This window comes from Nesterenkonia ebinurensis (assembly GCF_008711175.1).
GTDB classification, from domain to species: domain Bacteria; phylum Actinomycetota; class Actinomycetes; order Actinomycetales; family Micrococcaceae; genus Nesterenkonia; species Nesterenkonia ebinurensis.
In genome coordinates this window covers 127,856-152,040 of sequence record NZ_VWNF01000049.1, presented here as the reverse complement: position 1 = coordinate 152,040, position 24,185 = coordinate 127,856, and the positions used below count along the sequence as shown (strand labels likewise).

Annotated in this window: 20 protein-coding genes; 8 read left to right on the top strand and 12 right to left on the bottom strand. The window is 63.5% G+C overall.

What is annotated here, in order from left to right; all coding sequences use genetic code 11:
* Positions 1 to 71 precede the first annotated feature (71 nt).
* Entirely contained in the window at positions 72 to 677 is a 606-nt protein-coding gene (locus F0311_RS17065) for an arsenate reductase/protein-tyrosine-phosphatase family protein (protein ID WP_150463150.1), read from the bottom strand.
* A 30-nt stretch (positions 678 to 707) separates the two neighbouring features.
* On the opposite strand from F0311_RS17065, the gene F0311_RS17060 reads away from it, so the two are divergent.
* A complete protein-coding gene (locus tag F0311_RS17060) occupies positions 708 to 1,550 on the top strand; it encodes a CPBP family intramembrane glutamic endopeptidase (RefSeq protein ID WP_150463149.1) in 843 nt (280 codons plus the stop codon).
* 192 nt (positions 1,551 to 1,742) lie between these two features.
* Entirely contained in the window at positions 1,743 to 2,195 is a 453-nt protein-coding gene (locus F0311_RS17055; RefSeq protein ID WP_150463148.1) for a hypothetical protein, read from the top strand.
* Between the two features lie 18 nt (positions 2,196 to 2,213).
* On the opposite strand, the gene F0311_RS18850 is transcribed toward F0311_RS17055, so the two are convergent.
* Positions 2,214 to 4,664 carry a LuxR C-terminal-related transcriptional regulator gene (locus tag F0311_RS18850; protein WP_150463147.1) on the bottom strand — a complete coding sequence of 817 codons (2,451 nt, stop codon included), beginning with the start codon at positions 4,662 to 4,664 and terminating at the stop codon, positions 2,214 to 2,216.
* A gap of 291 nt (positions 4,665 to 4,955) precedes the next feature.
* Here F0311_RS18850 and F0311_RS18630 point away from each other — a divergent pair, with 291 nt between their 5' ends.
* The 6 genes from F0311_RS18630 (at position 4,956) to F0311_RS17015 (ending at position 12,570) form a co-directional block, all read left to right on the top strand.
* A complete protein-coding gene (locus F0311_RS18630) occupies positions 4,956 to 7,685 on the top strand; it encodes a helix-turn-helix transcriptional regulator (protein WP_396897459.1) in 2,730 nt (909 codons plus the stop codon).
* Between the two features lie 96 nt (positions 7,686 to 7,781).
* The gene (locus F0311_RS17035) at positions 7,782 to 8,522 is read left to right on the top strand and encodes a hypothetical protein (RefSeq protein ID WP_150463146.1); all 741 of its coding nucleotides are present in this window, start codon (positions 7,782 to 7,784) and stop codon (positions 8,520 to 8,522) included.
* A gap of 199 nt (positions 8,523 to 8,721) precedes the next feature.
* Positions 8,722 to 9,354: a SipW-dependent-type signal peptide-containing protein gene (locus F0311_RS17030; protein ID WP_150463145.1), complete on the top strand. Its 633-nt coding sequence runs from the start codon at positions 8,722 to 8,724 to the stop codon at positions 9,352 to 9,354.
* 2 nt (positions 9,355 to 9,356) lie between these two features.
* Positions 9,357 to 10,028, top strand: a complete 672-nt coding sequence (locus F0311_RS17025; RefSeq protein WP_150463144.1) for a hypothetical protein — start codon at positions 9,357 to 9,359, stop codon at positions 10,026 to 10,028.
* Positions 10,025 to 11,452, top strand: a complete 1,428-nt coding sequence (locus F0311_RS17020) for a signal peptidase I (protein WP_150463143.1) — start codon at positions 10,025 to 10,027, stop codon at positions 11,450 to 11,452. The genes F0311_RS17025 and F0311_RS17020 overlap by 4 nt, the downstream gene beginning before the upstream one ends.
* A complete protein-coding gene (locus F0311_RS17015; protein WP_150463142.1) occupies positions 11,449 to 12,570 on the top strand; it encodes a hypothetical protein in 1,122 nt (373 codons plus the stop codon). The genes F0311_RS17020 and F0311_RS17015 overlap by 4 nt, the downstream gene beginning before the upstream one ends.
* A 189-nt stretch (positions 12,571 to 12,759) precedes the next feature.
* On the opposite strand, the gene nrdR is transcribed toward F0311_RS17015, so the two are convergent.
* The 10 genes from nrdR to ftsZ all read right to left on the bottom strand — a co-directional run bounded on the left by nrdR (position 12,760) and on the right by ftsZ (position 24,132).
* Positions 12,760 to 13,260, bottom strand: coding sequence for a transcriptional regulator NrdR (nrdR, locus tag F0311_RS17010; protein ID WP_150463141.1), 501 nt, complete (start codon positions 13,258 to 13,260; stop codon positions 12,760 to 12,762).
* 9 nt (positions 13,261 to 13,269) lie between these two features.
* A complete protein-coding gene (gene dnaE / locus F0311_RS17005; RefSeq protein ID WP_150463140.1) occupies positions 13,270 to 16,797 on the bottom strand; it encodes a DNA polymerase III subunit alpha in 3,528 nt (1,175 codons plus the stop codon).
* Positions 16,798 to 16,921: 124 nt separating this feature from the next.
* A complete protein-coding gene (locus tag F0311_RS17000; protein WP_150463139.1) occupies positions 16,922 to 17,881 on the bottom strand; it encodes an RluA family pseudouridine synthase in 960 nt (319 codons plus the stop codon).
* The gene (gene lspA, locus F0311_RS16995) at positions 17,878 to 18,612 is read right to left on the bottom strand and encodes a signal peptidase II (RefSeq protein ID WP_191090005.1); all 735 of its coding nucleotides are present in this window, start codon (positions 18,610 to 18,612) and stop codon (positions 17,878 to 17,880) included. Before lspA ends, F0311_RS17000 begins: the two co-directional genes overlap by 4 nt.
* 21 nt (positions 18,613 to 18,633) lie before the next feature.
* Entirely contained in the window at positions 18,634 to 19,629 is a 996-nt protein-coding gene (locus tag F0311_RS16990) for a DivIVA domain-containing protein (RefSeq protein WP_150463138.1), read from the bottom strand.
* Positions 19,630 to 19,770: 141 nt separating this feature from the next.
* Complete coding sequence (locus tag F0311_RS16985) at positions 19,771 to 20,061, bottom strand: YggT family protein (RefSeq protein WP_150463137.1); 291 nt, start codon at positions 20,059 to 20,061, stop codon at positions 19,771 to 19,773.
* A 203-nt stretch (positions 20,062 to 20,264) separates the two neighbouring features.
* Positions 20,265 to 20,900: a cell division protein SepF gene (locus F0311_RS16980; protein ID WP_150463136.1), complete on the bottom strand. Its 636-nt coding sequence runs from the start codon at positions 20,898 to 20,900 to the stop codon at positions 20,265 to 20,267.
* 49 nt (positions 20,901 to 20,949) lie between these two features.
* Positions 20,950 to 21,711: a YggS family pyridoxal phosphate-dependent enzyme gene (locus F0311_RS16975; RefSeq protein ID WP_150463135.1), complete on the bottom strand. Its 762-nt coding sequence runs from the start codon at positions 21,709 to 21,711 to the stop codon at positions 20,950 to 20,952.
* Positions 21,712 to 22,043: 332 nt separating this feature from the next.
* Entirely contained in the window at positions 22,044 to 22,784 is a 741-nt protein-coding gene (locus F0311_RS16970; RefSeq protein ID WP_223881445.1) for a polyphenol oxidase family protein, read from the bottom strand.
* A gap of 160 nt (positions 22,785 to 22,944) precedes the next feature.
* Entirely contained in the window at positions 22,945 to 24,132 is a 1,188-nt protein-coding gene (ftsZ, locus tag F0311_RS16965) for a cell division protein FtsZ (RefSeq protein ID WP_150463134.1), read from the bottom strand.
* Positions 24,133 to 24,185: the final 53 nt, after the last annotated feature.

The following is a 24,185-nucleotide window of genomic DNA, read 5'->3' as shown; positions in this document are numbered from 1 at the left end:
GTGATCCTTTCTCTCCACCGACTCAGCATCATCCCATGAAAACTCAGGCAACTACCAACGACACCCTCACATCAAGCCGAAGGCTTGCCCTGCCCCACAGCAGCACGCACAAAACGCTCAACCTGGTCCAGTGCAGGCAACAGTTGGCCAGCCTGCCTCTGATAGACCGCATCGCTCTGGAGATACGGATCAATCACATCGTCCAGCCCCGGGTCCTCAGCTGGTCCCACAATACCGCGCCGAGTCGCCAATACCCGCAGCGCGGCGCGCAGGCACTGCTGCGGGCTCCCCCCCACTGCAGCCTGGATGATGTCAGAATCGGCCATTCCCTCGGCCAGCCGCGCAAACTCGCGCACCGTAAACGCCCGGCGCAACAGAGCCGGGGTCAACTCCACCACAGCACGCCGGTGATCCCGAGTCATCGCCAGTACCAGGTCGGCCTGCACGGCAATGCCTTCACTGAGGTAGCGCGCCCGGTGCCCGGCCACGTCTTCCTGCCTGGCCCCAGCCGCCAGTGCGAGCTGCGCGGTCTGCGGTGTGAGCGGATCACCCACCAGCGCACCGACGCCGGCGCTGGACACGCGCACCCCCAGATCCGCCAACTGCCCCCGCAGAACCACGCCAGCAAGTGCCGAACGGCACACATTGCCCGTACAGACAGTGAGAATCTCAATCATCGCGGCGCTCTCTCGGGTAGATTTAGATCTGTGGAGTCCCAGAATAGCGGTGCCGATGAGACCGGGCGCGATACGCTCACCTTTGACCTGTTCGACTCAGAACGTGTCAAACGCATCATCCCCGCCGTAGACGTGCAAGCACTCTTCACTGATAAGCGGCCTGCTCGAGGGACTCGCACCTGGTTGGAGGGCAGCGCCACAGCCCGTGCCTGGAACGGCACTGTACTGGCCTATGCCGCCTTCGCCGTCGGGGCGGCCATCGTCCTCTCGGTGATTGCACGCAACAACCTCAGCTCCCCGCTGGGACCGGTGGTTTCTTCCCTGGTGCTTTACACCGGAATGGCCGTACCAGTGGTCATCGCCATCAGGCGTTCCCGGCCCCGCGGTCTGTTCCGCATCCGATGGACCGATATCCTCTGGGGCCTGACCCTAGGCCTGCTGCTGCGCATAGTGCAGGGATGGTTGGAGGTGGCCGCCGGCAGCCCCGGAGGGCTGCCCGCCTACTCCACCCTCAACGGTGCACTCGGCGGGGCAACCTGGCTGCTCACCGGTCTGCTCATACCCATACTGATCGCCCCACTGGTGGAGGAGTTCCTCTTCCGCGGCGTGGTACTGGTCTCCGTCTACCGCACCGCCAGGCGCGGCCTGGAAGCCGGAATCCTGGCCATCGTCGCCTCTGCCGCCACTTTCGTAGCCATCCACAGTGTCACCGGCATCAACCGCTGGGATGAACCCACCTACCTCTTCCTAGTGGGTCTGACCTGCGGCGTCCTGGTGCTCCTCACCGGCAGGATCTGGGGAGCCGTGTTTGTGCACATAGTGTTCAACGGCATCTGGGTGGTTCTCGCCCTGGCCGGAACCGCTCTCGCTTAGTCCGGTGCTGACATGATGAAAAGGCAGCATCGACCAGGGCGTAGACGGCGGATTCTGCTGAGAGCTCTCTTTATTATCTTGACGGCCGGGGTACTGCTGGTCGGCGGGAGTATCTGGTGGACCTTTTTCCCCAGTGAAGACGATCCGGACCATGTAGATGCCTTGCTTGTGCTGGGTCCGCATGAGGAACGCATGGCAGAGGCCGAAACCTTTATGGAGGAGGGGCGCGCCGACGTCATGCTGATTGCATATTCCTGGCCTGATGAGAACTGGGCTCCGCAGGAATGCACCGGTGAACGCGACTATGACTATTCGGTGGAGTGTTTCCGGCCGGAGCCCCTGACCACACAGGGAGAGGCAATCTCGCTCAGAGACTACGCCAGCGAACAGGGTTGGGACTCCGTAGCCGTGATGACCGTGGATCACCATGTGACCCGCAGCCGGATGATCATCAACCGCTGCTTCGATGGGGAGCTGCACATGATCGGCGTTGAAGCCGAAGGGTACTGGGGCGGGCCGGTCAGAACCTATCTCTATCAGAATGCGGGAATAGCGCGAACCCTGCTCTCAAGCGGCTGTGAGGGAGAACCGCCTGACTGGATTCAAGACTCAGGAGATTCGCTCAAAGACCGTCTCCTCGAGTAGGACTCAGGCTATAGAGGCTCATCCTGAGCGGCGGCTGCGGGCGCGGCGAGTCCGGCCCGTCTTCCGGTAAAGACTGGCAATGTGATTCTCCACGGTCCTGCGGGAGAGGAACAGCTTTGCGGCAATCTCCTCATTGCCCAGTCCCTGAGCAATCAGCCCCTGAATCTGAACCTCGCGCTTAGTGAGTCTGGGGCGAGTATCGTCCACCAGCGGACTCAGCAGCGGATGACTGCACAGCGTGGTGAGATCCTGAAGCTCATGGACAATGGCAAAGCAGCGCCGCCTGGAGCCAGGATCCTCAGCCTCCAGTTTGGCTCCCAGGGCAGCGGCCTCGGCGGCAAACAGAAGCAGCCCCACCTTGCGCAGCTGCTCTGCCACCTCCCTGAACGCAAGAACATCCTGAGCAACCACAGCCTGGGCATGCTGCACCCGGAGGGCATGAACATGGCCCTGCAGCCTCGGCTCCAGGTCAATAAGAGCATGGGCAGCCTCTCGCCCACCAAAACGGACCGAAGCATAGAGAATGTCTGAAGCCCAGCCGTACAAGCCGCTCTCACAAAAGCTCTGCGCGGTCTCCAGCACCCAGTCCTCTGTGCCTTTGACGCCTAGCACCACACGTGCCACAGCCTGATCGGCCAGGGCCGAGCCCAACAAGGTGCCTGAGGCCCGCAGTGTGATGCACTGTAACTGCCCCAGCCGCTGCTCAGCCTGACCGTCCTGGCCCCGCAAGGCGGCTGTGGCAGCAAGCAGAGAGACCAGCAGGTAGTAGTAGCCGGCGGGGTCACCGTACTCTGCGGCTGCGGCGTCGAGCTCAGCGTACTTATGCGCACTGTCCAGATCACCGGCCAGCCAGTGCCAGAAAGCCAGGCCGAGATGAAAGCCGACCGTCTCCGGGGTAGATGGCGTATTCTGCGTCTCCCCCAACTGGGTGATAAGTCCAGTGAACTGTGCTGGGCCATCTGTCGAAAGGGCAACAGCAGAGAAGGCGGCCACCAGCTCCTCCCCCGCCGCACGATCACTGTGCTGTACGAGGTCGGCCCGCTGCCGGAGCTTCACCAGGTAGGAAAACGCCTCATAGCTGCGCCCGCAGGCCACCATCTGGATCGCCTCAGCGATTCTGCACCGGATGCGCAGGGCCTCCCCTGCCGCCACCACTGTTTCACGTGCAGAATCCAGAGCTTGGACAGCCTCTGCGATATTGCCCGTGTAGGTCAGCAGCATAATTCGGCGTACCGCGCACTCACCCGCAGAGGGCTCATCAGGAGCCTGCCGCTCAGCCTGCTCCAAGAGAGTCACCGCAGTGCGTATATCTCCCTTCTGGAAACCGATAGCTGCCGCACGCAGCGCAGCAGTATGCGTGCGGCACTGCTCCCGCTGAGGCGAGGGCAGCTGATCGGCAGCGGCCTCAGCGTCTTTCAGATGGACCAGCGCTTCATCAGGATCGTTCATGCCGACCAAGGCCTCATATGCCAGCAGGTTGTCCTGATACAGGATCTGCGCAGGCTGGGCCTTTGCCAACGATAGTTTGACCAGTTTCAAGGCGGCGCGGTAGTCCCGCTCACGCAGCAGACGGTCCACCAGTTTCACAAAATGCTCATCCTCAACGGGCACTCCCTGCTGCAGGGCCCACCGGACTGCCTGCGGCGTAGGGCGGCCGGACTCCAGCGAAGCCCGCATCACCTCCTGCACCATCGATTCTGGGGCCAGGCGGCGCACCGACTCCGCTACCCCGGGCACCAGCCACTGCAGTCTGCCGTCGTCGCGTTTGCGCATCACTCCCATACTGATCAGTCCGGTGGCAGTCATCTCCTCTTCATCGTCCAGGTTCTCAGCCGGTGCTGGGTCCTCCAAAGCGAACCGGTGGGCCGCCAGACGGCGGGCCCTCGGCACAGAGGTCAGGTAAGTGCGAAGATAGGCATCGAAGACCGGCTGCACCTCCCCGGTGAGATGCCATAAGCCCTCCACCTGCACCAGCAGGCCCTGCTGACGCACCTCGCCCAGCAGCCAGGCCAGCATGGCGGGAACATAGCCAGACATCCGCCCCAGTACGTGAGCGCTGGCTAAGTCGATCGAACCGCCCAGGCGGGAGGAGCAGTACTCAGCCAACTCGGTGAACCGCAGCTGCCCCACCACAAAGAGCTCCACGGCCATATGCCCGTCCTCTATTACCCATTCCGGCAGTTCATTGACCTGCTGGCAGCCCACCACTAAACGCAGCACATAGGCCGGCGGTGGGGTGTCGGGCACATCTGCTGGACACACACAGATCTGCACTGCGGCACTGTGATGCCATTGTGCTGAAATGATCTGCGCACCAGGAGCATGCTGGGGAACACGCTCAGTCAGCAGAGTAGTCACCCCGAACCCCGGATCAGAGGTCACCACAATGGCGGTAGGGTCCCCCTCAGCGCGCAGGAGGGGAGCAAGCAGCGTCTCAATGTCTCTGCGGGAGGCTGAGGGGATGATCATAACCAGAATTGAGTGGTTATCACACTGTTGAATTCCACATCACTCACGATGCGCTATCCTAATGGTCACTTTCGGCTCCTGACCTGCACGGGGACCAGATCTGCACAGCCCAGGTTACTGCACCATCAGCTCAATGCTTGTCAGGAGCTGTCCATTACCTGAAAATCGCGTACAGAAAGGCCTGCTGGTGAACGGAACATCCCCCCCCCCCCCCCCCCCCCCCCCCCCCCCCCCCCCCCCCCCCCCCCCCCCCCCCCCCCCCCCCCCCCCCCCGCACGTGCTGAGGGTGTAGTGGGCCGCCGCAGTCAGTTGCGCACCTTGAGCCGCCATGCTGGCCTCGCCGCTCGAGGCGTTCCGCAATTCGTGCTGATCGAAGGTGCCCCGGGAACCGGGAAGACCCATCTGGTCCGCCACCTGCTCAGCACCTGGCCAGGACTCACCCCTGCCACTGTGACTCTCTCCGAGCAGGACAGCAAGGGACCGCACTTCCTGAGCAAGTACCTGTTCCCTGACCGGCCTGAGGGCACCGAGCTCACCAGCGAAGAGCTCACCGAGGAGACCCGAAAGAACCTTATCGGACTGTCGGAACCAGCGCTCATTGTGGTGGAGGACTTCCACTGGGCCGATCCCGTCTCCGCCGAGGTGACCTGGAGAGCACTGCGCCGGCCGCTGGCTTCACCAGCGCTGATTGTGCTGACGATGCAGCCCTCCGCCCGGCCCTGGCTGCTCCGGCTGCGCGAGTTCGCGCTCTCCCATGTCAACGCCTCGCTTCTGCACCTGGAGAACTTCACCCTTGATGAGGTCTGGGAAGCTGCTGAGCAGATTTCGGCCTATCCGATGTCGATGCAGACCGCCGAGCTTCTCCGCAAAGAGACCGGCGGCCTTCCCGCGCTGGTGGCCCATGCGGCACATTGGCTGGCTGACACCCCGGTGTATCCGGGCCGCCGGATGGACCATGCGGTGGCTGAGATGCGCAGGTGGCTGCTTCAGCCGGGGCACCAGGTGGGCCAGCCTATTGTGACGTACTTCCGCCGGCTGCCTCCAGAATCCCAAAGAGTGCTCGAAGCCCTGGCGGTAGCCCACAGCGGGCGCAGTGCCGCAGCGCTCCAGAAGATGGTGGGGAACGGGGATGGTCATCGTCAGCTACAGGGGCTGGTCACAGAAGGAGTTGTCGAGTACGACAACGCCACCTACGGTTATCGGCTCCGCTACCCCAGCTGGCGCAGCACCATCCAACAGCTGCTGAGCCCGGAGCGGGCTGCAGAGCTTCACCGTGCTGCTGCCTCCTCAGGGGATGAGGTGGAGAACTTCTGCCATCTCTTTGAAGCTGCTCAGCTCCACGGCGGTGCCGGAGACTCCGCAGAGCTGGCCACCCGAGGTGCCCACCTGGCTCAACAGCTGGAACAGCGCGGCAATACTGCTGCCGCCTTTGAGCTGATGCGTAAAGCCCTTACTCTGAACCCTGCCTACTACCCGCTGGAGCAGTGGGTCCGGCTCGGAATTGAGCACAATGAGCTGGTCAGGTTAGGTGATCCCGATTTACTCGATGTCTACAGCAGGATCTCCAGCCCTGGATACCGACAGGCGCTCTGTGCGTTGGTCTCCCTGACCCAGGGTGAGGTTCCCTCAGCTGCTCACCAGCTGGAGCAGATAGACACCGGCGCACTGCACCAGTGGAACGAAGTCCAGCTGTTCTGCCATAGCGCAGCCGCAGCAGCCCTGCAGGGCATGTTTCACGGTTTTCACTTCCCTGAGCATCTGATAGATGCAGGAATCACCCTGCTCCAGGAGCACAACTCCCTGGACGAAGCAGAGCATCTCAGCACCCTGCTGAACAGCTCAGCGGCGCTCGCCAGAAGGGAAGACAACTTTGTGCTGCCCCCGCTGGGAACTCCCGGGGCGGCCGCAGCACATGCTGTATCGGCTGCTCAGAAGCACAACCGCGGAGAGATTCTCCAGGCTGGCCAGCAGCTCTTCGCAGCCTGCCGCCCCTGCTCTGCAGGCGGGGACAGCTCTGTGGTGGCCTGCCTGGAACTGTCCAAGTCTCTCTTCTACGCCGCCCGGTGGTCTGAGTCCCACACCTGGGCGCGCAAAGCCGCCGAACGTGCTCTGGAGACCGGAGAATCCCCTCTCTCACTGATCGCCTATGCCACCTATACTGTGGTGCCCTGCACAGCAGGGAACCCCCAGGGCGAAAAGCTGCTGCAACAACTGGAGCAGGCCTCAGCACTGGGATCACAGGCCCTGGTGACAACTCTCGACTTCGCCCGCTCCCTGACCCAGCTGAGCACCCAGAAACAGGCTGAAGCTCACTCCTTGGTACAGATACTCAGGGATGGGAGATTCCCCTGGTCTATGACTGGCCTGCTGCCCGCAGTGTTCTTCGCCCGTGACCTTGCCGGCACCAGGAACTCGTATCTTCTGCAGACTCTTCTCACCTTGGCAGCCAATCCGGGAATCCCCGCTACCGCTCAGCTGCGCGAGTACGTGGAGACTCATATTCGCGGACTCATGGCTGGTAACCCGCAGGAGCAGGTGAGCCTGCTGCTGGCTGCCGCAGACCATCTGGACAGCCTGGTTCCCTCTTCTGCGATGGGCCGTCCCGAGGATACTGATTGGGCATTGCCCCGTGCGCTGCTGATCCTCGACATCGGTAAGGCCTATGCGGCACAGCGGAACCACCAGGCAGGACCTGCTCCCCCTCGGGTGAAGGAGCTTCTGCTGTGGGCTGAGGACACGCTGCGTGCTTGCGGCGCAACCGGGCTGACAGAGGCGGCGCAAGAGCTTGTGCGCCACCTCCAGTCTCCTTCAGGGACTAAGCCCAACCTGGCACTGCTGACTCCCCGGGAGAAAGAGGTCACCGGGCTGTTAGCCCAGGGCCTCACCAACCGAGAGATCGCAGACCAGCTGTTCGTCTCAGTGCGCACCATTGAGTTCCATATCCAGAACACTCTGCGCAAGCTTGGGACTCCCACCAGGAAAAAGCTCTACGCCATGCTGCACAGAGGCACAGCACACTAGCACTACCAGGTTTTTTACCAGGTTATTCATCACCTCACCGATGTGACCGCCCGGTGCTCTCCGCGTGATATAGGCTCTCCCCCTGAACGGAGACCTATGACTACAGACACTCACCTTAGCGGCAAGCGCCGCAGAAAGATTCAGGCCGTACTCGCCGGGGGCGTGGTGCTTGGCCTCGGTGCTGCCCTTACCTTGGCCAACTGGACCGCAGGCCAGTTCGCATGGGGCAACTTCGGGGCCGCCGGGGAACTCTCAGCGGAGTCCAACTCAACGCCATTCGGCTCAGACGGCGGAGCATTCCGCCATGACTCCTGGTTCGACCACTACAGCGCGGAGAATGCTGCTGAACTTCAGCTGGATGTGGCCGGCATCAATAACAACTGGTCCGACACCGCGCGGTTCGGCATCCGACTGGCGGAGGACTCCGAATCGCTGAGCGGGGAGATCACCAATATCACGGTGGAGTCCAGCGGGATCAACGCAGAGCACATCTCCTATGAGCTCTACCAGATGCCACCTATGACCTCACCGGAGATGGCCAGCGAGGAATTCAGTCACAGCTTAGCCTGCAGAAACCCCCAGGACATCGTGGACGGGGGTGGTCAGCTGGTGGCCCAAGGAGACAGCCTCAACGAAGGCCTGGCTGAGGAGGACGGACTCCCTGATCTGGACTTCTCCCTCATCTTCGTTGACGATGGGGCACCGGTGAGTCAGTGGAACTCCCGCATTCAGCACTTCTGCTTCTATTTCGAAGCATCGGACAGCCTTATTCCAGCTGGGCAGGCACAGGCTACCTGGCAGTTCCACGTGGAGTCCCAGACTGCGGATTCCGAGTAGTCTGCACGGTGCACCCAGGTGGTTACTAGGATTTCTACGAGGTTTTCCCAGAAGCCCCGAAACTAGCGACTGGTGAGCATCTGCTTGCGGTAAGGTCAACTCTGGCTTGAGTCAGGTGTAAATACCTTTGATGAGCTTATTTCGCTCTACAACAGAGCCTCCTAATGCATTAAACAACCAACTATTACTGGGGAAAACTATGACGACAATAGAAAACACTGTTGCGCCCGAAAGCCGCCGCCGTCGCAAGGTGCTGGCAGTCTTGGCCGGCGGCACCGTACTCGGCGTGGGCGCTATGGTCACTCTGGCCAACTGGACCGATACCAACTGGGCCGATGGGATTTTCGGCGGTGGTACCTACCAGATCGAATCCGCCACGGTGAACTCCGACGCTACCGGTCCGGGCACCTTCAGCACCCAGAACAACCAGGCTGACGACACCCTGGAGCTGGTCTGGGACGCCGACACCACCAACGCCTACCCCGGCCAGGAATTCGAGTCCACCTGGTATGTGCGGGTCACCGAGGACACCACCTACTCCGGTGTGGTGGAGACCCTCACCTATGTGGGCGACGATCATGATGGGTTCTACGTGGACTACCTCGCAGTTGACGGTTACCAGCTTGACGGCAACGGTGAGCCTGTTGATTCCGCCGGCGACTCGGTGGACGTCATCCTGCCCCAGGGCCCTGATAATGAGGCCGGCAGCTACATTGAGATCGATGTGGTGGTCACTGCCACCACCGATGAGGAGGATCTGGCTGCGACCATCGGTTCGGCCAACCACCAGACCATCACCTGGACCCTCAACACCGCATCTGTTCCTGACTGATCGTGACTGATCATGTGCACGCTACTCGGCGGGCACTGCGTGAGTCACGAGAAAGGGACTCACCCAGTCCCCGATACAAGAAGATCAGAGCGCTGCTGGCAGCTGGGGTGGTGCTGGGAGTCGGTTCCGCAGCCACTATGGCCTCGTGGAACCACTCCCAGTACGCCAGCACTGAGCTGACCGCCAGTGAGTTCCGCCTGCAGGGCTCCGTGGACGGCATCAACTACCAGCACCGGGAGGACGACGAGGCCCACCAGCTGGTGTTCAATCCTGAGTTGGAGGCCCTCTCACCAGGATCACAGGTCTACGCCCCCTTCAGCATCCGCACCAGCAGCGGCTCCATCGCCGGTGAGGTGCTGCTGGTGGTGGATCCGGAGAACAGTCCCAACGGAGAAGGCCTCGGGCAGTGGGCCCAGTACCGAGTAGCCGTTACCGAGAACCCAGGCTGCACCGCCGGCAGCTTCAGCAGCGGGAACGTTATTGTGGGCGACTCACAGGACAACCCGGTGGCTCTCACCGTTGGCGCCGACGAAAGCTCAGTCCAGCAGCTTGCTGCATCCGGTGATGCCCCAGTCCACTACTGCTTCGAATTCAGCCTGCCAGAGAACACCCCCGTTGAGGCCCAAGGCACTTCGGTGTCCCCTGAATGGGAATTCCTAGGAACATCTCAATGATTCGCAGAGCAATCACCGAGACGCTGCTGTGGCTGGCAGCCGCAGCAGGGCTGGTGTGCATTGTGCTGGTGATCCTGGCCTATACCCTCGGCATCTCCCTGATCATGTTCCGGACCGGCTCGATGGAACCCACAATCCCCACCGGCTCGGTGGCGGTGGTTCAGGACGTCGAAGCCGCCGAGGTGCAGATAGGCGACATTCTCACCGTGGACCGCGAGGGGGAGCTTCCGGTGACCCACCGGGTCACCGCCATTGAAGATGGCAGTGACGCCGAGGAACGCATCATCCGCATGCAGGGTGACGCCAACACCACAGAGGACCCCCACCCCTACACCATCACCGAGGCCAGACGCGTGCTGTTCTCGGTTCCCGGCCTGGCCCAGCCCCTGAACCAGATGAACAATCCCTATGTGCTGGGAAGCCTCACCTTATCCGCTACTGCTCTGGTCATCTGGGCCTTCTGGCCCAGAAAGTCCGAACAGCGCCATCCAGCCGCAGCACGAAGGCACCCGCGGCACGCTGGGCGTGGAACCGCAGCGGTGATGGCGACGGTGATCGGCGGTGCAGCCCTAGTGACCGCGGTACCCCCAGCACCGGCACTGGCCGCCGAGCAGGAGTACGAATACGGCGGTCAGGTGGTGATCGAACATCTTGAGGGAAACCACATCAATCTGACCTCAAAGTACCTGCCAGATGCCCAGCTCAACCTGGCCCCGGCGACCGGAGTGATCTGGGATATAGGGATCATGGCAGATCCTCCTGAGCACGGGATGATACAGACCAGCCTCATCGGCGAAGGCGAGTTTCCCCTGATGCTCACGGCAGCTTCCTGCACCCAGGAGTGGCAAGAAGCTCCACGCAGGGTCGGCAGCGCAGAGAATATTGTGCTGCAGGACTGTCCCGGTGAGGTCACGCTGATCACTGAGCTCACCGCCGTCCCTATGGACCGCACACCGATCCGCCTGGGCTCTCACAGCACCGACGAGGACATCTGGTACCGGCTGGTGGTGGCGGCCGAGCCCGGCCTCAGCCGCGAGCACATGGGCAAGGAATCCACTCTGCTGTTCTACGTTCAGGGTTCCGATGAGCCTCTGGACGGGGTTGGTGCACCCAGGTACCCCGATGAGGTCAGCAACGGCGCCACCCCGAGCCCCACGGACCCTCAGCCGTCAGCAGGACCACAGGAGCCTGGGCTTGGCGAGGAGACGATCTCTGCAGAGGATCCTGCTCCTTCTGAGATTCCAGCCACGGACGAGACACCGATCCGGGCCGAGACCCCGAGCCGAAATAAGGTCAATGAGCTGGCGGTCACCGGCTTCCCTGCCTTAGCGCCGGTGATCGCTGCACTGATCATGGTGGCTATCGGGTCCTATCTCACCAGGCGTGCGGCCAAAACCGGGTCAGAGACCAGAGAACAGTCATGAGCAGGCAACGGAAGGTGGTAGGCACCGCACTGGTGGCTGGCGGGATCGGACTTGCCGGTCTTGCCGCGCTACAGTCCTCCGCCCCTGTTCTCACCGAGGCCCAGTGGCTGGACAGTCAGCCAGTCACCGTCAATCTGGAGTACGGTGTGCCTTCAAACGGTCCCACGACCCCAGCAGAACCCATCGATCCGGTGGAAGACCCTGAAGAGTGGATCGATGAGGTCATTGAGCAGTGGACCCCCGAGCAGATCGAAGAGAACATTGAGCAGCTGCTCGGTGAGCTCAGCGAGGAAGCTCTTATCGAGACCATTGCCTACTACCAAGACCCTGAGGCGATCTCCGAACTGGAGAATCTGCCGGGGATTGACCCAGAGACCGGCGAGGACACGGGGATCACCCCGGTACTGCCTCCGTACTCGCAGAGCGGCAACCCGGGAATGGACTTCTGCTACAGGTTCGAAGTGACCAATGAAAGCAGCGACCAGGAATTATGGTGGGAGGCCACTTTTGACACCTCCCAGCCCCCGTTCTGGGGGTGGGAACCCTACGATGAAGAGGATGAGCCCAACTATAACTTCGGGTACAACTCCTATACCTACGGCCATTGGGAGACCGACTGGGACCAGGGCGGCTTCCAGCCGCATACCTCCCGCCGAGGCGGGGACTGGCATATCCGCGGCAGGGGCGGCTCCCAGGCCAATGCGGCCCCGGTTCCGCCCCAAGGCAGTGTGGAGGCAGAAATGTGTCTGGTCAATGTACCGGTGCCGCCAGTGAACCTGGGCACCTTCACTTATGAAGTGGCGCTCGGCTCGAACCCGGGCGACTACTATTTGCCGCTGACCGTAACGGCCTGGACCCCGGCACAGACCTATATCCCCTGGGGATTCTATGTTTCGCTGAACCAGTGGGTCTGCGAACCCAGTAATGTCAACCTCAGCTGGGACTCGGGATGGGCGGTCCGGGAAGTCACCCCTACCCTCTTCTACATCTCACGCGAACCCGGGGATGCTGATCATGTGGTTCGGGAAGGAGCCAACGCACCGGTACGGGCCTACAACCGGTTCGCCTCCATCCGCCCCAATAGCGGGCCGCTGCAGCTGCCTGGCCGCGACTGCTGAGGCATGTCCGCAGCGATGCAGCAGAACGCCGGGTGAGCGAAGCGGAGCCGACTCTTCAGACGCGAAAGCCGGCAAGGCCTTGCCGGCCGAGAGCGGCGGTGACCTGCGCAGCGCCGCAGGACAAACTAAAGAACCGGCGGTGGTCTCAACCTTCCCCTGAAGAGACACACCGCCGGTATGAGTTTCATACTACCTGAATCCGAAGCGGGGCTGGACCACCTTTGCGCCGGCCCCCTCGCCTTCCATCTCCTCGCGGCGTAGCTCCTGGACGGCGTGTTCGAAATCGTCCAGATTGTCGAAGCCCTTGTACACCGAGGCGAAGCGCAGATACGCCACCACATCCAGACGGCGCAGCGGCCCGAGGATGGCCAGACCCACATCATTGGCATCCACCTCGGCATTGCCCGAAGCGCGCACCGTCTCCTCCACCTCCTGGGCCAGCACAGCCAGGTCATCGGCGGTGACCGGGCGGCCCTGACAGGCTTTGCGCACCCCGTTGATCACCTTAGACCGGTCAAAGGGCTCCGCGGCACCAGAGCGTTTGATCACGCTCAGGCTGGTGGTCTCCACCGTGGTGAAGCGTTTGGAGCACTGGGGGCACTGGCGGCGACGGCGAATGCCTGAGCCGTCCTCCAGCATGCGGGAGTCCACTACCCGGGAGGAGTCGTGGCGGCAGAAGGGGCAGAACATGCCCCTAGTTTAGGACTCCAGGCACCCCGGGCCCAGCAGAACTTTCAGGTCACCGTAGAGCGCCGGGGATGGTGTCACCTGGTACTGGCTGCCCAGCCGCATCAGCTCCATCTTCTCCCCGGTGAGCAGCCGAACCTGCACCTCAGACTTGCCCCGGTGGCCCTGCAGGGTCGCCCTCAGCTCGGTGATGGCCTTCTCAGTGGCCTTCTGCACCGGCATGGTCAGCACCACTGGGCCGGTGACCCCGTCATCGGTGACCTCAGGGACGGTGACATCCATGGCTTTCAGCACCACTCCGCCGTCATCGCGACGGTCCACCTGGCCTTTGACTGCCACAATGAGGTCCTCGGCCAGCACCATGGAGACCGCCTGGTAGGTCTTGCCGAAGAACATCACCTCGATGGAACCGGCCAGATCCTCAATCTCGGCACGGGCATAGGGGTTGCCGGACTTGGCCACTTTGCGCTGCAGGGAGGTGATCATCCCACAGATGGTCACCGTAGCGCCGTCGGCCGGGCCCTCCTCGCTGAGGATGCTGGTCACCGAACGCTCCGCATGAGCCGCCAACGTGCGCTCCATTCCGGAGAGCGGGTGGTCAGAGACATAGAGGCCGAGCATATCGCGCTCAAAGTTCAGCTTGTCCTTCTTCTGGTACTCAGGCAGTTCGGGGACTCTGATGGCCTCGAACCCGGCGTCGTCGTCCTCTCCATCTGCGAAAGCCCCGAAGATATCGGTCTCGTACTGCTCAGAGTCCTTCTTCTGCTTGACCGCCTGGTCCACAGCCAGCTCGTGGATGGTCACCAGGGAGCGGCGGGTATGGCCGAGCTCGTCAAAGGCGCCGGCCTTGATCAGCGAGTCGATGGTGCGCTTATTGCACACCTGGGCCGGGACCTTCTGGAAGAAGTCCACAAAAGTGGTGTACTGGCCCTTTTCCTGCCGGCCGTTGACGATCCCGGACACCACATTGGCGCCCACATTGCGCACCGCTCCCATACCGAAGCGAATAGTGTCATCGCCCACCGGAGTGAAGGTCAGCGCTGACTCATTGACCGAGGGCGGGGTGACCGTGATCCCCATGCGCCGGCACTCGGAGAGATACATGGCCAGCTTGTCGCGGTTCTCCCCCACACTGGTCAAGAGCGCCGCCATATACTCCGCCGGGTAGTGGATCTTCAGATATGCCGTCCAATAAGCGACCAGTCCATAGGCGGCTGAGTGGGACTTGTTGAACGCATAGTCTGAGAACGGCAGCAGGATGTCCCAGAGGGTCTTGATCGCATCGGCGGAGTAGCCGCGTTCCTTCATGCCGCCGGAGAAGATCTCGTACTGCTTGTCCAGCTCGGACTTCTTCTTCTTGCCCATGGCCCGGCGCAGAATATCGGCCTGACCCAAGCTGTAGCCGGCAACTCTCTGGGCGATGGCCATCACCTGCTCCTGGTAGACGATCAGCCCGTAGGTGGTGTCCAGGATGTCAGCCAGCGGCTCCTCCAGCTCCGGGTGGATGGGGCTGACCTTCTGGTGGCCGGTCTTGCGCAGCGCATAGTTGATATGGCTGTTAGCACCCATCGGTCCGGGCCGGTATAGGGCAATGGTCGCTGAAATGTCCTCGAAGTTGTCCGGACGCATCTGACGCAACAGTGAACGCAGCCCGGAGCCGTCCAGCTGGAAGACCCCGAGTGTGTCGCCGCGGGCCAGGAGTTCGTAGGAGGCCTTGTCATCCAGCTCCAGGGTCTCCAGATCGAGCTCCACCCCCTTGTTCTGCTTCACGTTCACCAGAGCGTCGGAGATGATGGTGAGGTTGCGCAGCCCCAAAAAGTCCATTTTGATCAGACCCAGGGTCTCGCAGGTGGGATAGTCGAACTGGGTGATGATCGCCCCGTCCTGCTCCCGCTTCATCAAAGGAATGATGTCTATCAGCGGGTCGGAGGACATGATCACCCCGGCTGCGTGCACACCCCACTGACGTTTCAGGCCCTCCAGGCCCTCGGCCAGGCTGAAGATCTCCTTGAGCCGCGGATCGGCATCCACCGTCTCGCGGAACTCCCCGGCCTCGGCGTAGCGTTTGGAGTTCTTGTCATAGATATCGCTCAGCGGTATCGGCTTACCCTGCTGGTCCGGGGGCATGGCCTTGGTGAGGGTCTCACCGGTCTGGAAGGGCTCACCCATCACCCGGGCGGAGTCCTTCAGCGCCTGCTTGGACTTGATGGTGCCGTAGGTGGCGATCATCGCCACCCGCTCATCGCCGTACTTCTTCACCACGTAGTCGATGACCTCGGAACGGCGGCGGTCATCGAAGTCCACGTCGAAATCGGGCATCGAGACCCGGTCGGGGTTGAGGAAGCGCTCGAAGATCAGCCCGTGGACCAGCGGGTCCAGGTCGGTGATGCGCATCGCGTAGGCCACCATCGAGCCGGCACCGGAGCCGCGGCCGGGGCCCACCCGGATGCCGTTCTCCTTGGCCCAGTTGATGAAGTCGGCCACCACCAGGAAGTAGCTGGGGAAGCCCATCTGGGTGATGACCCCGATCTCATACTGAGCCTGCTCTTGGACCTCATCCGGGATACCGTCCGGGTAGCGGTAGTGCAGACCCTTCTGGACCTCCTGGATGAACCAGGACTCCTCGGTCTCCCCTTCGGGGACCGGGAACCGGGGCATATAGGAGGCATCGAGGTCGAACTCCACCTCACAGCGCTGGGCAATGGCCAGGGTGTTGTCGCAGGCTTCAGGGAACTCTTTGAACAGTTCGCGCATCTGCGCCGGGGACTTCAGGTAGTAGCCCTCGCCGTCGAATTTGAACCGTTTGGGGTCATCCAGGGTGGCTGCGGTCTGCAGGCACAGCAGAGCAGAGTGGGTGTGGGCGTCATGCTCATGGGTGTAGTGCAGGTCGTTGGTGGCCACCAGCGGAAGGTTCATCTCTTTGGCCAGGCGCAGCAGATCAGCTTTGGTGCGGCGTTCGATCTCATTGCCGTGGTCCATGATCTCGGCGTAGAAGTTCTCAGGCCCGAAGATGTCGCGGAAGTCCCCTACAGCCTTCTTGGCCTCCTCATACTGGCCCTGGCGCAGCCGGGTCTGGACTTCTCCGGAGGGGCAGCCGGTGGTGGCGATCAGCCCCCTGCCGTATTCGCTGAGCAGTTCCCGATCGGCCCTGGGCTTATAGAAGTGACCCTCCGTGGAGGCCCGGGAGCCCAGCCGGAACAGGTTGTGCATGCCCTCGGTGGAGGAGGCCCACATCGTCATATGGGTGTAGGCGCCGGTGCCGGAGACATCGTCGATACCGTCGCCGAAGCGCACCCGGGTCTTATCCGTGCGGTGAGTGCCGGGGGTCAGGTATGCCTCCAGGCCGATGATCGGCTTGATGTCATAGTCCTGGGCCTTCTTCCAGAACTCATAAGCGCCGAAGAGGAACCCATGGTCAGTCATGGCGATGGAGTCCATGCCCAGCCGCTTGGCCTCGGCGAAGAGCTCGTCGATCTTCGCCGCGCCGTCGAGCATGGAGTACTCGGTGTGATTGTGCAGGTGCACGAAGTTCTCAGCCATAGTTCCTTCCCGTTCTCTCCCGTACCACTCAGCACTCCAGAATAGCCATCAGGGCCCCGGACAGCACGCCAGACACAGCCCTGGCAGTCACTGAGCACCGGCAGGGACCCTCCCCGCCTGGCGCCTACTCGCCCAGCAGCTCCAATGCTTCGGCCAAATCTGCCGGATAATCGCTGCGGATGCTCAGCCGCTCGCCGCTGACCGGGTGGTCGATGCTCAGCTCCACCGCATGCAGCCACTGCCTGGTCAGGCCCAGCACACTGGCCAGTGCGGGGTCCGCCCCATAGGTCAGGTCCCCGGCGCAGGGGTGGCCCAGGGCGGAGAAGTGCACCCTGATCTGGTGGGTGCGGCCGGTCTCCAAGGTGATATCCATCAGGCTGGCCTTACCGTAGGCTTCGATCAGCCGGTAGTGGGTGCGGGCCTCACGTCCGCCGTCGATCACCGCGAACCTCCAGTCGTGCCCGGGGTGCCGGCCAATGGGCGCATCAATGGTTCCCTCGTGCGGGTCAGGCAGCCCCTGCACCAGTGCGTGGTAGATCTTGGCAGGGGTGCGGTTGCGGAAAGCCTCCTTCAGCACGCTGTAGGCCTGCTCAGTCTTGGCCACCACCATCACCCCGGAGGTGCCCACATCCAGCCGGTGCACGATGCCGCGGCGCTCCTGGGCGCCGGAGGTGGCGATCTGCACCCCGGCGGCCAGCAGACCACCGATCACCGTGGGACCCTGCCAGCCCGGGGAGGGGTGCGCGGCCACTCCCACCGGCTTGTCCACCGCCACCAGGTGTTCGTCCTGGTACAGCAGCCTCATATCCTGCACAGCTTCCACCTTGATCTCGGCCGGGTCCACCGGCTCAGGTTCGTCCACAGTGATCAGCGCCCCTGCAGGCAGCTTCTCCGACTTCTTCACCACGGCCCCAGCGGCCCGGCCCGACTGCGACCCGGCCTGGCTGCGGTCCTGGGCCCAGGTCACCCGGCCCTCGGCGATCCAGTGCGCCGCCTCGGTGCGCGAGCTGTCGCAGAGCCCGGCCACCACGGCGTCGGCCCGCTTATTGCCCAACTGTGGGGGCACCTGGTGGGTCTGGGTCATGATTCCTGCTCGGCGGCGTTCGGGCGCTCGCCCTCACGCTGCCCGATCGCCTGCCCGCATCGCGGGCAATCCTCTGTCGCCTCAGACATAGCCCCGCAAGCGCCGCATTCCGCTCGGCTCAGTGGGGTTTCAGGAGGCTCGGCGGAACCGCCGGTCTCCTCTGGGCTCAATCGGGCATCGTCATCTTTCTTCTTCTTGGTCTCCCGGGTGCCGTCAATGTTCAGCCCGAAGATCATCATGGCGCACAGCCCGATGATCGAACACACGATGAAGCTGTCGGCCACATTGAAGATGGCGAAGCGCGGGACTGCGATCATGTCCACCACATGCCCCTGACCGAAGTCCTGGAAGCTGCCGTCCACCAACGAAGGCGCCCGGAACAGCCGGTCGGTGAGGTTGCCGGCCACCCCGCCGATCAGTCCGCCCAGGCCCAGGGTCCACAGCCAGGAGCCGCCGAGCCGGCGCAGAAAGAACAGTGCCAGGCACAGCACCACGGCCTGGATGATGGTGAAGACCCAAGTGTGGTCGGTGCCCATCGAGAACGCGGCCCCGGGGTTGAGGTGGTAGCGCCAGTAGAGCACCGGGGGCAGCACATCGATCTGCTGGCCCAGCTCCATAGTGCGCTCCACCAGCAGCTTGGTGGACTGGTCGGCGATCCACGCAAAAACCGCGACCACTCCGGCCAGGAGGATCGCGGTTCTGCGGCTAGGTTTTCGGGAGACTTCTGACATCGCCCCTAGTCTACGGCCAAATTACTCTCCGGCGGCCTCTCGCTCGATGCTGCCCTTGGAGTTGAGGTCGTTGAGCTGGGACTCGATGTAGTCCTTCAGCCGGGCGCGGTAGTCGCGCTCAAAGCCGGTGAGCTCACTGACCTTGACCTCCAGGTCGCCCTTCTTGCGCTCCAGGGCGTTCAGGGTGCGGGTGGAGGTCAGCTCGGCCTCCTCGATCATCGACTCCGCGCGGGTCTCGGCGTCGTGGATCAGCTCAGTGCGCTTGGCCTCGCCCTCAGCGATGTACTCCGCGCGGGTCTGCTCGCCCTCGGCGATCAGCTCGGCCCGCTGCTCGGTGCCCTCAGTGATCAGCTGCTCCTTGGTGGTCTCGCCCTCGGAGATCAGCTCAGCGCGCTTGGACTCGCCCTCGGAGATGTAGGCCGCACGGGTGTCCTCACCCTCCTTGATGTAGGCGGCACGGGTGTCCTCGCCCTCGGCCACGTACTGGTCGTGCAGCTTCTGGGCCATGGCCAGCACACCGGCGGCCTCGGCAGCAGGGGCCTCGCTGGAGGCGGCGGGGGCCGGCTCCGGAGCCGGGCGCTCCTGAGCGGGCCGGGTGCCCAGGGCGTACTCGGGGTAGGCGGTGACGTTGGGGTCGCCATTGTGCTCGGGCTGCTCGGCGACCGGCTCCTCAGCCTCAGGTGCGGAGGGCTCCTCGGTGGGCTCCGGCTGATCAGGCTCAGCTGCGGCGTCGTCGTCTGTGACCGCCTCGAAGGTATCGGTGACCTCGGCGGCGGTGCCGGCGTATCCGGACAGCCCGGCGTCGTTGAGCTCATCGGGCTCCACGTAGTCGGTGCCCTCCAGCTGGTCCTGCAGGCCAGCAACCTCGGACTTCAGTTCCTCGTTCTCCTGGATCAGGCGGCGCCATTCGACCACAACCTCGTCGAGAAAGTCATCCACCTCGTCCTTATCGTATCCGGGGCGGAACTTGGTCTCCGGGAACTCCTTGTTCAGGAGATCGTCAGGCGTCAGAGCCATGGGAAGCGTCACCTCATCGTCAGGGCCGGTTGCTGCTGGACAGTGTCTCGGCGGACAGAATACCCAGCAAGTCTGATCCGCTTCGACCTAAACCTTCAAGTCAGGCTTCATTACAGGCCAGATCAAGGGCACGGCGTCGGCCTAGCCGGCTGTGCCCGCCAGCAGCCCTTTGGCGATCATCACCGCGAAGAACACGATGATGAACCCCAGGTCCAGGGCGATTCCGCCCAAGTTCAGCGGCGGGATCTTCCGGTTCAGCCAGCGCAGCGGCGGGTCGGTGACGCTGTAGGTGGCCACTGCTGCCACCAGCACGATTCCTCTGGGCCGCCAGTCGCGGGCGTAGGACTCAGTGATGTTGAAGATGATCCTGGTCACCAGGGCGTACTGGTAGAAGGTCAGGAGGATGTAGAGCGGTGCAGTGAAGAGGTCCACAGCAGATTAGCCTACAGGCGACCTGGAGACACAAGCGAAGCGACGTGCCGAGTGAGCTGCGCGAAGCAGTGCCGCCGACGTGAGGCAGCCCTGCAAACGCCATCCGGTGGTGTCGGCCACATCAGGCAGCAGCGACTTCAGGGGCGAAGGCGGGCAGGGCCTTGTCCGCCGAGAGGGGCAGCGGCGGGTACGGCGCCCCGGGGCTAACTCTGGTTGAAGAACTTGCTGCTGCTGGACTCAGGCTCAGCAGCAGCCTTCTCCTCGGCGAGCACCTCGACGTTCTTGGGGGTGAGCAGGAAGACCTTATTGGTGACCCGCTCGATAGACCCGCCCAGGCCGAACACCAGCCCGGCAGCGAAGTCCACCAGGCGCTTGGCTTCGGCCTCACCCATCTCGGTGACGTTCATGATCACCGGGATGTCCTCGCGGAAGGACTCGCCGATGATCTTCGCGTCGTTGTAGGAGCGGGGGTGGACTGTGGTGATCTTTCGCATTTCTGAGTTCTCATCCCGGGAGGAAGGGGCACGCTTGATGGGGGTCACCGGCGCCCGGTAGTCCGGGTCCACCGCGAGGTTGGTGCTGTTGTACGAGCCTGCCGGGTCGGCGCTGTGGTCCTGCTCTGCGGTGGATGCGGCATGATCTGCCAGACTCACCACTGCCCCGGTGTGCTGCGCGGGGGCCGCGGCAGGACGGGTCTTGGTAGCAGTGGCAGCTGCAGCGCTGCCGGAGGAGCCGTGGCGGGATGAGCGGGGCTCATCACTGCCGAAGCTGTCCTCGTGATAGTCATCACCGTCGGCCAAGCCGAGGTAGATCATCGTTTTCTTGAATGCACCGGCCATGGTTCAAGCTCCTGGGGAAGGTTACGGTTGTGTCGCGACTCCGACATTACTAGGGGTGTGGGCGCTCGCCGAGCACATCGCGCCCGATCCGCAGGCGTGTCGCACCATTTCTGACAGCTGCTTCGAGGTCCTGGCTCATTCCGGCGGAGAGCTCGGTGGCCTCCGGATAGGTTTCGGATAGCCGCGCCGCCAGCTGCTGCAGACGTTCAAAGGCCGGTTCGGGCGCCTCCCCCAGTGGGGCCACAGCCATCAGTCCGGCCAGGTGCAGGTGTTCGGAGCCGGCAATGGCCTCGGCGATGGCCGGGATATCTGCCGGTGCTGCTCCGCCACGCTGATCGTCGGGCAGCGGGTCGCGCAGATCCACCTGAATGAGCGCCTCAAGCGGGGTCTCCCGGTGACCTTCTTCCACAGCGCGGGCTGCAGCGCTGCTCAGCGCCCGAACCAGCTTGGGCCGGTCTGCTGAGTGCACCGAATGCGCGTAGCGGGCCACGGACTTGGCCTTATTGGTCTGCAGCTGACCGATGAAGTGCCAGCGCAGCTGTTCCAGATCGGCTGTCTCGGCAGCTTTGGCGGCAGCCTCCTGGTCCTTGTTCTCCCCGATCTCACGCACGCCGAGTTCGTAGAGCCGCCGCACGTCCTCGGCGCCGAAGTACTTGGTGACCACAATCAGTTCGGGCCGGTCCTGGCGCCCGGCAGCCTCTATGGCAGCGTCGATGCGCTGATGCACCGCGGCCAGGTTCTGGGCAATCTGCCGGGTGCGGGCGTCCTCGGTGTTCTCCGCGGCCGAGCGGAACGCAGTGACAAAATCCATCACCACTACCCTACTTCCCCTCTGACCTGCTCCTCTGCAGCATTCCCTGCAGCCTCTCCTGCAGCATCCCGCCTGGGGTCAGCCCCAGGCTCCGCACCCAGCCCCAGGCTCCGCACCCAGCCCCCGGTCAGCCCCAGCCCCCGGTCAGCCCCAGACCCCGGTCAGCCCCACGCCCCCGCGCCGCCCCTCCGTTCAACCCCACCGCCCGGTCAACCCCAGACCCCGCACCTAGCCCCAACTATCCGTCTATCCGTTGAGTGCATGATTCGTGCAGTACTTTGGCCCGAGATCACCCAAAAATGCTGCACAGATCATGCACTCAGCGAGGCAACTCAGGGCAGCGGTGTGATGATGCCAGCGATTCTGCCTTCGGGCTCGCCGGTGCGCTGGCTGCGGCGGTGGGAGAAGAGGGCCGGGTCCTCGATGGTGCAGCCGGGAACATCAATCACGGCCACCCCTGCCTCCTCCAGCAGTGCAGCCGCTTGGGCGCGCAGGTCCAGTGCCGGGGTGCCCCAGCTGGTGGTAGCGGCCAATGCCGGGCGGTGTGCGGTGAGCTCATCGTGCATGTGCTGGGGCACCTCGTAGCAGTTCCCGCAGGCCGCCGGCCCAATCCAGGCGGTGATCTGCTCAGCACCTCGGCTGACCAGCGCGTTGACCGTGTTCTCCAGAATCCCGGCGATCAGTCCCGGACGGCCGGCATGGGCTGCGGCGGTCATTGGGCTGGCATCGCGGCGTTCGGCATAGAAGAGCACCGGCAGGCAGTCGGCCACCATGATGGCCAGCCGGTGGGAGCCGTCCGGGGAGACCCAGGCATCCCCGGTGTGCACAGTCCCATGCTCAGCCTGGGATGCATCGAGCACATCAGCGGAGTGCACCTGGTGGAGGAATCTCAACTCCCCCGGATTCAGACTGAGGCGGGCTGCTAAGCGCTCCCGGTTGCCCGCGGCGTCGTCGGCGGACCCCACATGCAGCGCAAGGTTTCCGTCAGCCCGTGAGGTGAAGCCCAGGCGGAACCCGGCATGTACGCTCTCCCACCACAAAGCCACCGGCGTGCCCTCCTTCGACCAATCCACCCAGCCTTTGTTTCATTCTCCACCCTGTCCGGGCCGATATTGAAACAAAACCCGGGTCTCTGGCCTCAAAACTCGTTGAAGGGCCCGGAGCATCTCCAACCCTTCTGCAAGGATGGGCCCCACCCAAGAGGGCGGGAGTGGGTTGGGCTACTGAGTGCCGCTACTTCAAAAAGTCGGGGACGTCGAGCTCGTCGTCGTTCTTGCCGGTGTAGTCGGACTCCACGATCTCCGGCAGCTCCTCCTCGGACTCCGGGGCGGGGGCCGGGGAGACCCGCTGCTGCGGAGCGGTGTCCTGGGAGCCGGCTGAAGCAGCGGCCACACCAGCGGTGGCTCCGGCCACCGGGGCCACCGGGCGCTGGGCCGGGGCGGGTGCGGCAGGAGCAGCGGGCTTGGAGGTGACATCGGCCTGGTCGAAACCGGCGGCGATCACGGTCACCCGGGCCTCATCGCCCAGGGCATCGTCGATGACCGCACCGAAGATGATGTTGGCCTCCGGGTGGGCCACCTCCTGGACCAGGCGGGCGGCCTCATTGATCTCGAACAGGCCCAGATCGGAACCACCCTGGATGGAGAGCAGCACGCCGTGGGCGCCGTCGATGCTGGCCTCCAGCAGCGGGGAGGCGATGGCCAGCTCGGCGGCCTTGACCGCACGGTCCTCTCCGTTGGCCGAGCCGATGCCCATCAGTGCGGAGCCCGCACCCTGCATCACGGACTTCACATCGGCGAAGTCCAGGTTGATCAGGCCCGGGGTGGTGATCAGATCGGTGATGCCCTGCACACCGGAGAGCAGCACCTGGTCGGCGGAGCGGAAGGCGTCCAGCACTGAGACGTTCTTATCGGAGATGGAGAGCAGCCGGTCGTTGGGGATCACGATCAGGGTGTCCACCTCATCGCGCAGCGCCTCAATACCGGACTCTGCAGAGGAGGCCCGACGCCGCCCCTCAAAGGTGAAGGGACGGGTGACCACACCGATGGTCAGTGCGCCCAGGGAGCGGGCGATCCGGGCTACCACGGGGGCCCCGCCGGTGCCGGTGCCGCCACCCTCGCCTGCGGTGACGAACACCATGTCAGCCCCGCGCAGGACCTCTTCGATCTCCTCGGTGTGGTCATCAGCGGCCTGCCGGCCCACCTCAGGGTTTGCGCCGGCGCCGAGTCCTCGGGTCAGCTCGCGGCCCACATCGAGCTTGACATCGGCATCAGACATCAGCAGGGCCTGAGCATCGGTGTTGATGGCGATGAACTCCACGCCGCGCAGGCCCACCTCGATCATCCGGTTGACGGCGTTGACGCCGCCGCCGCCGATGCCGACGACCTTGATCACGGCCAGGTAGTTGTTCGGTGTTGCCACGTGAGTTAGTCCCTTAGCTCTCGAAAAGTCATAAGTGCACGAAGACCCCCGCC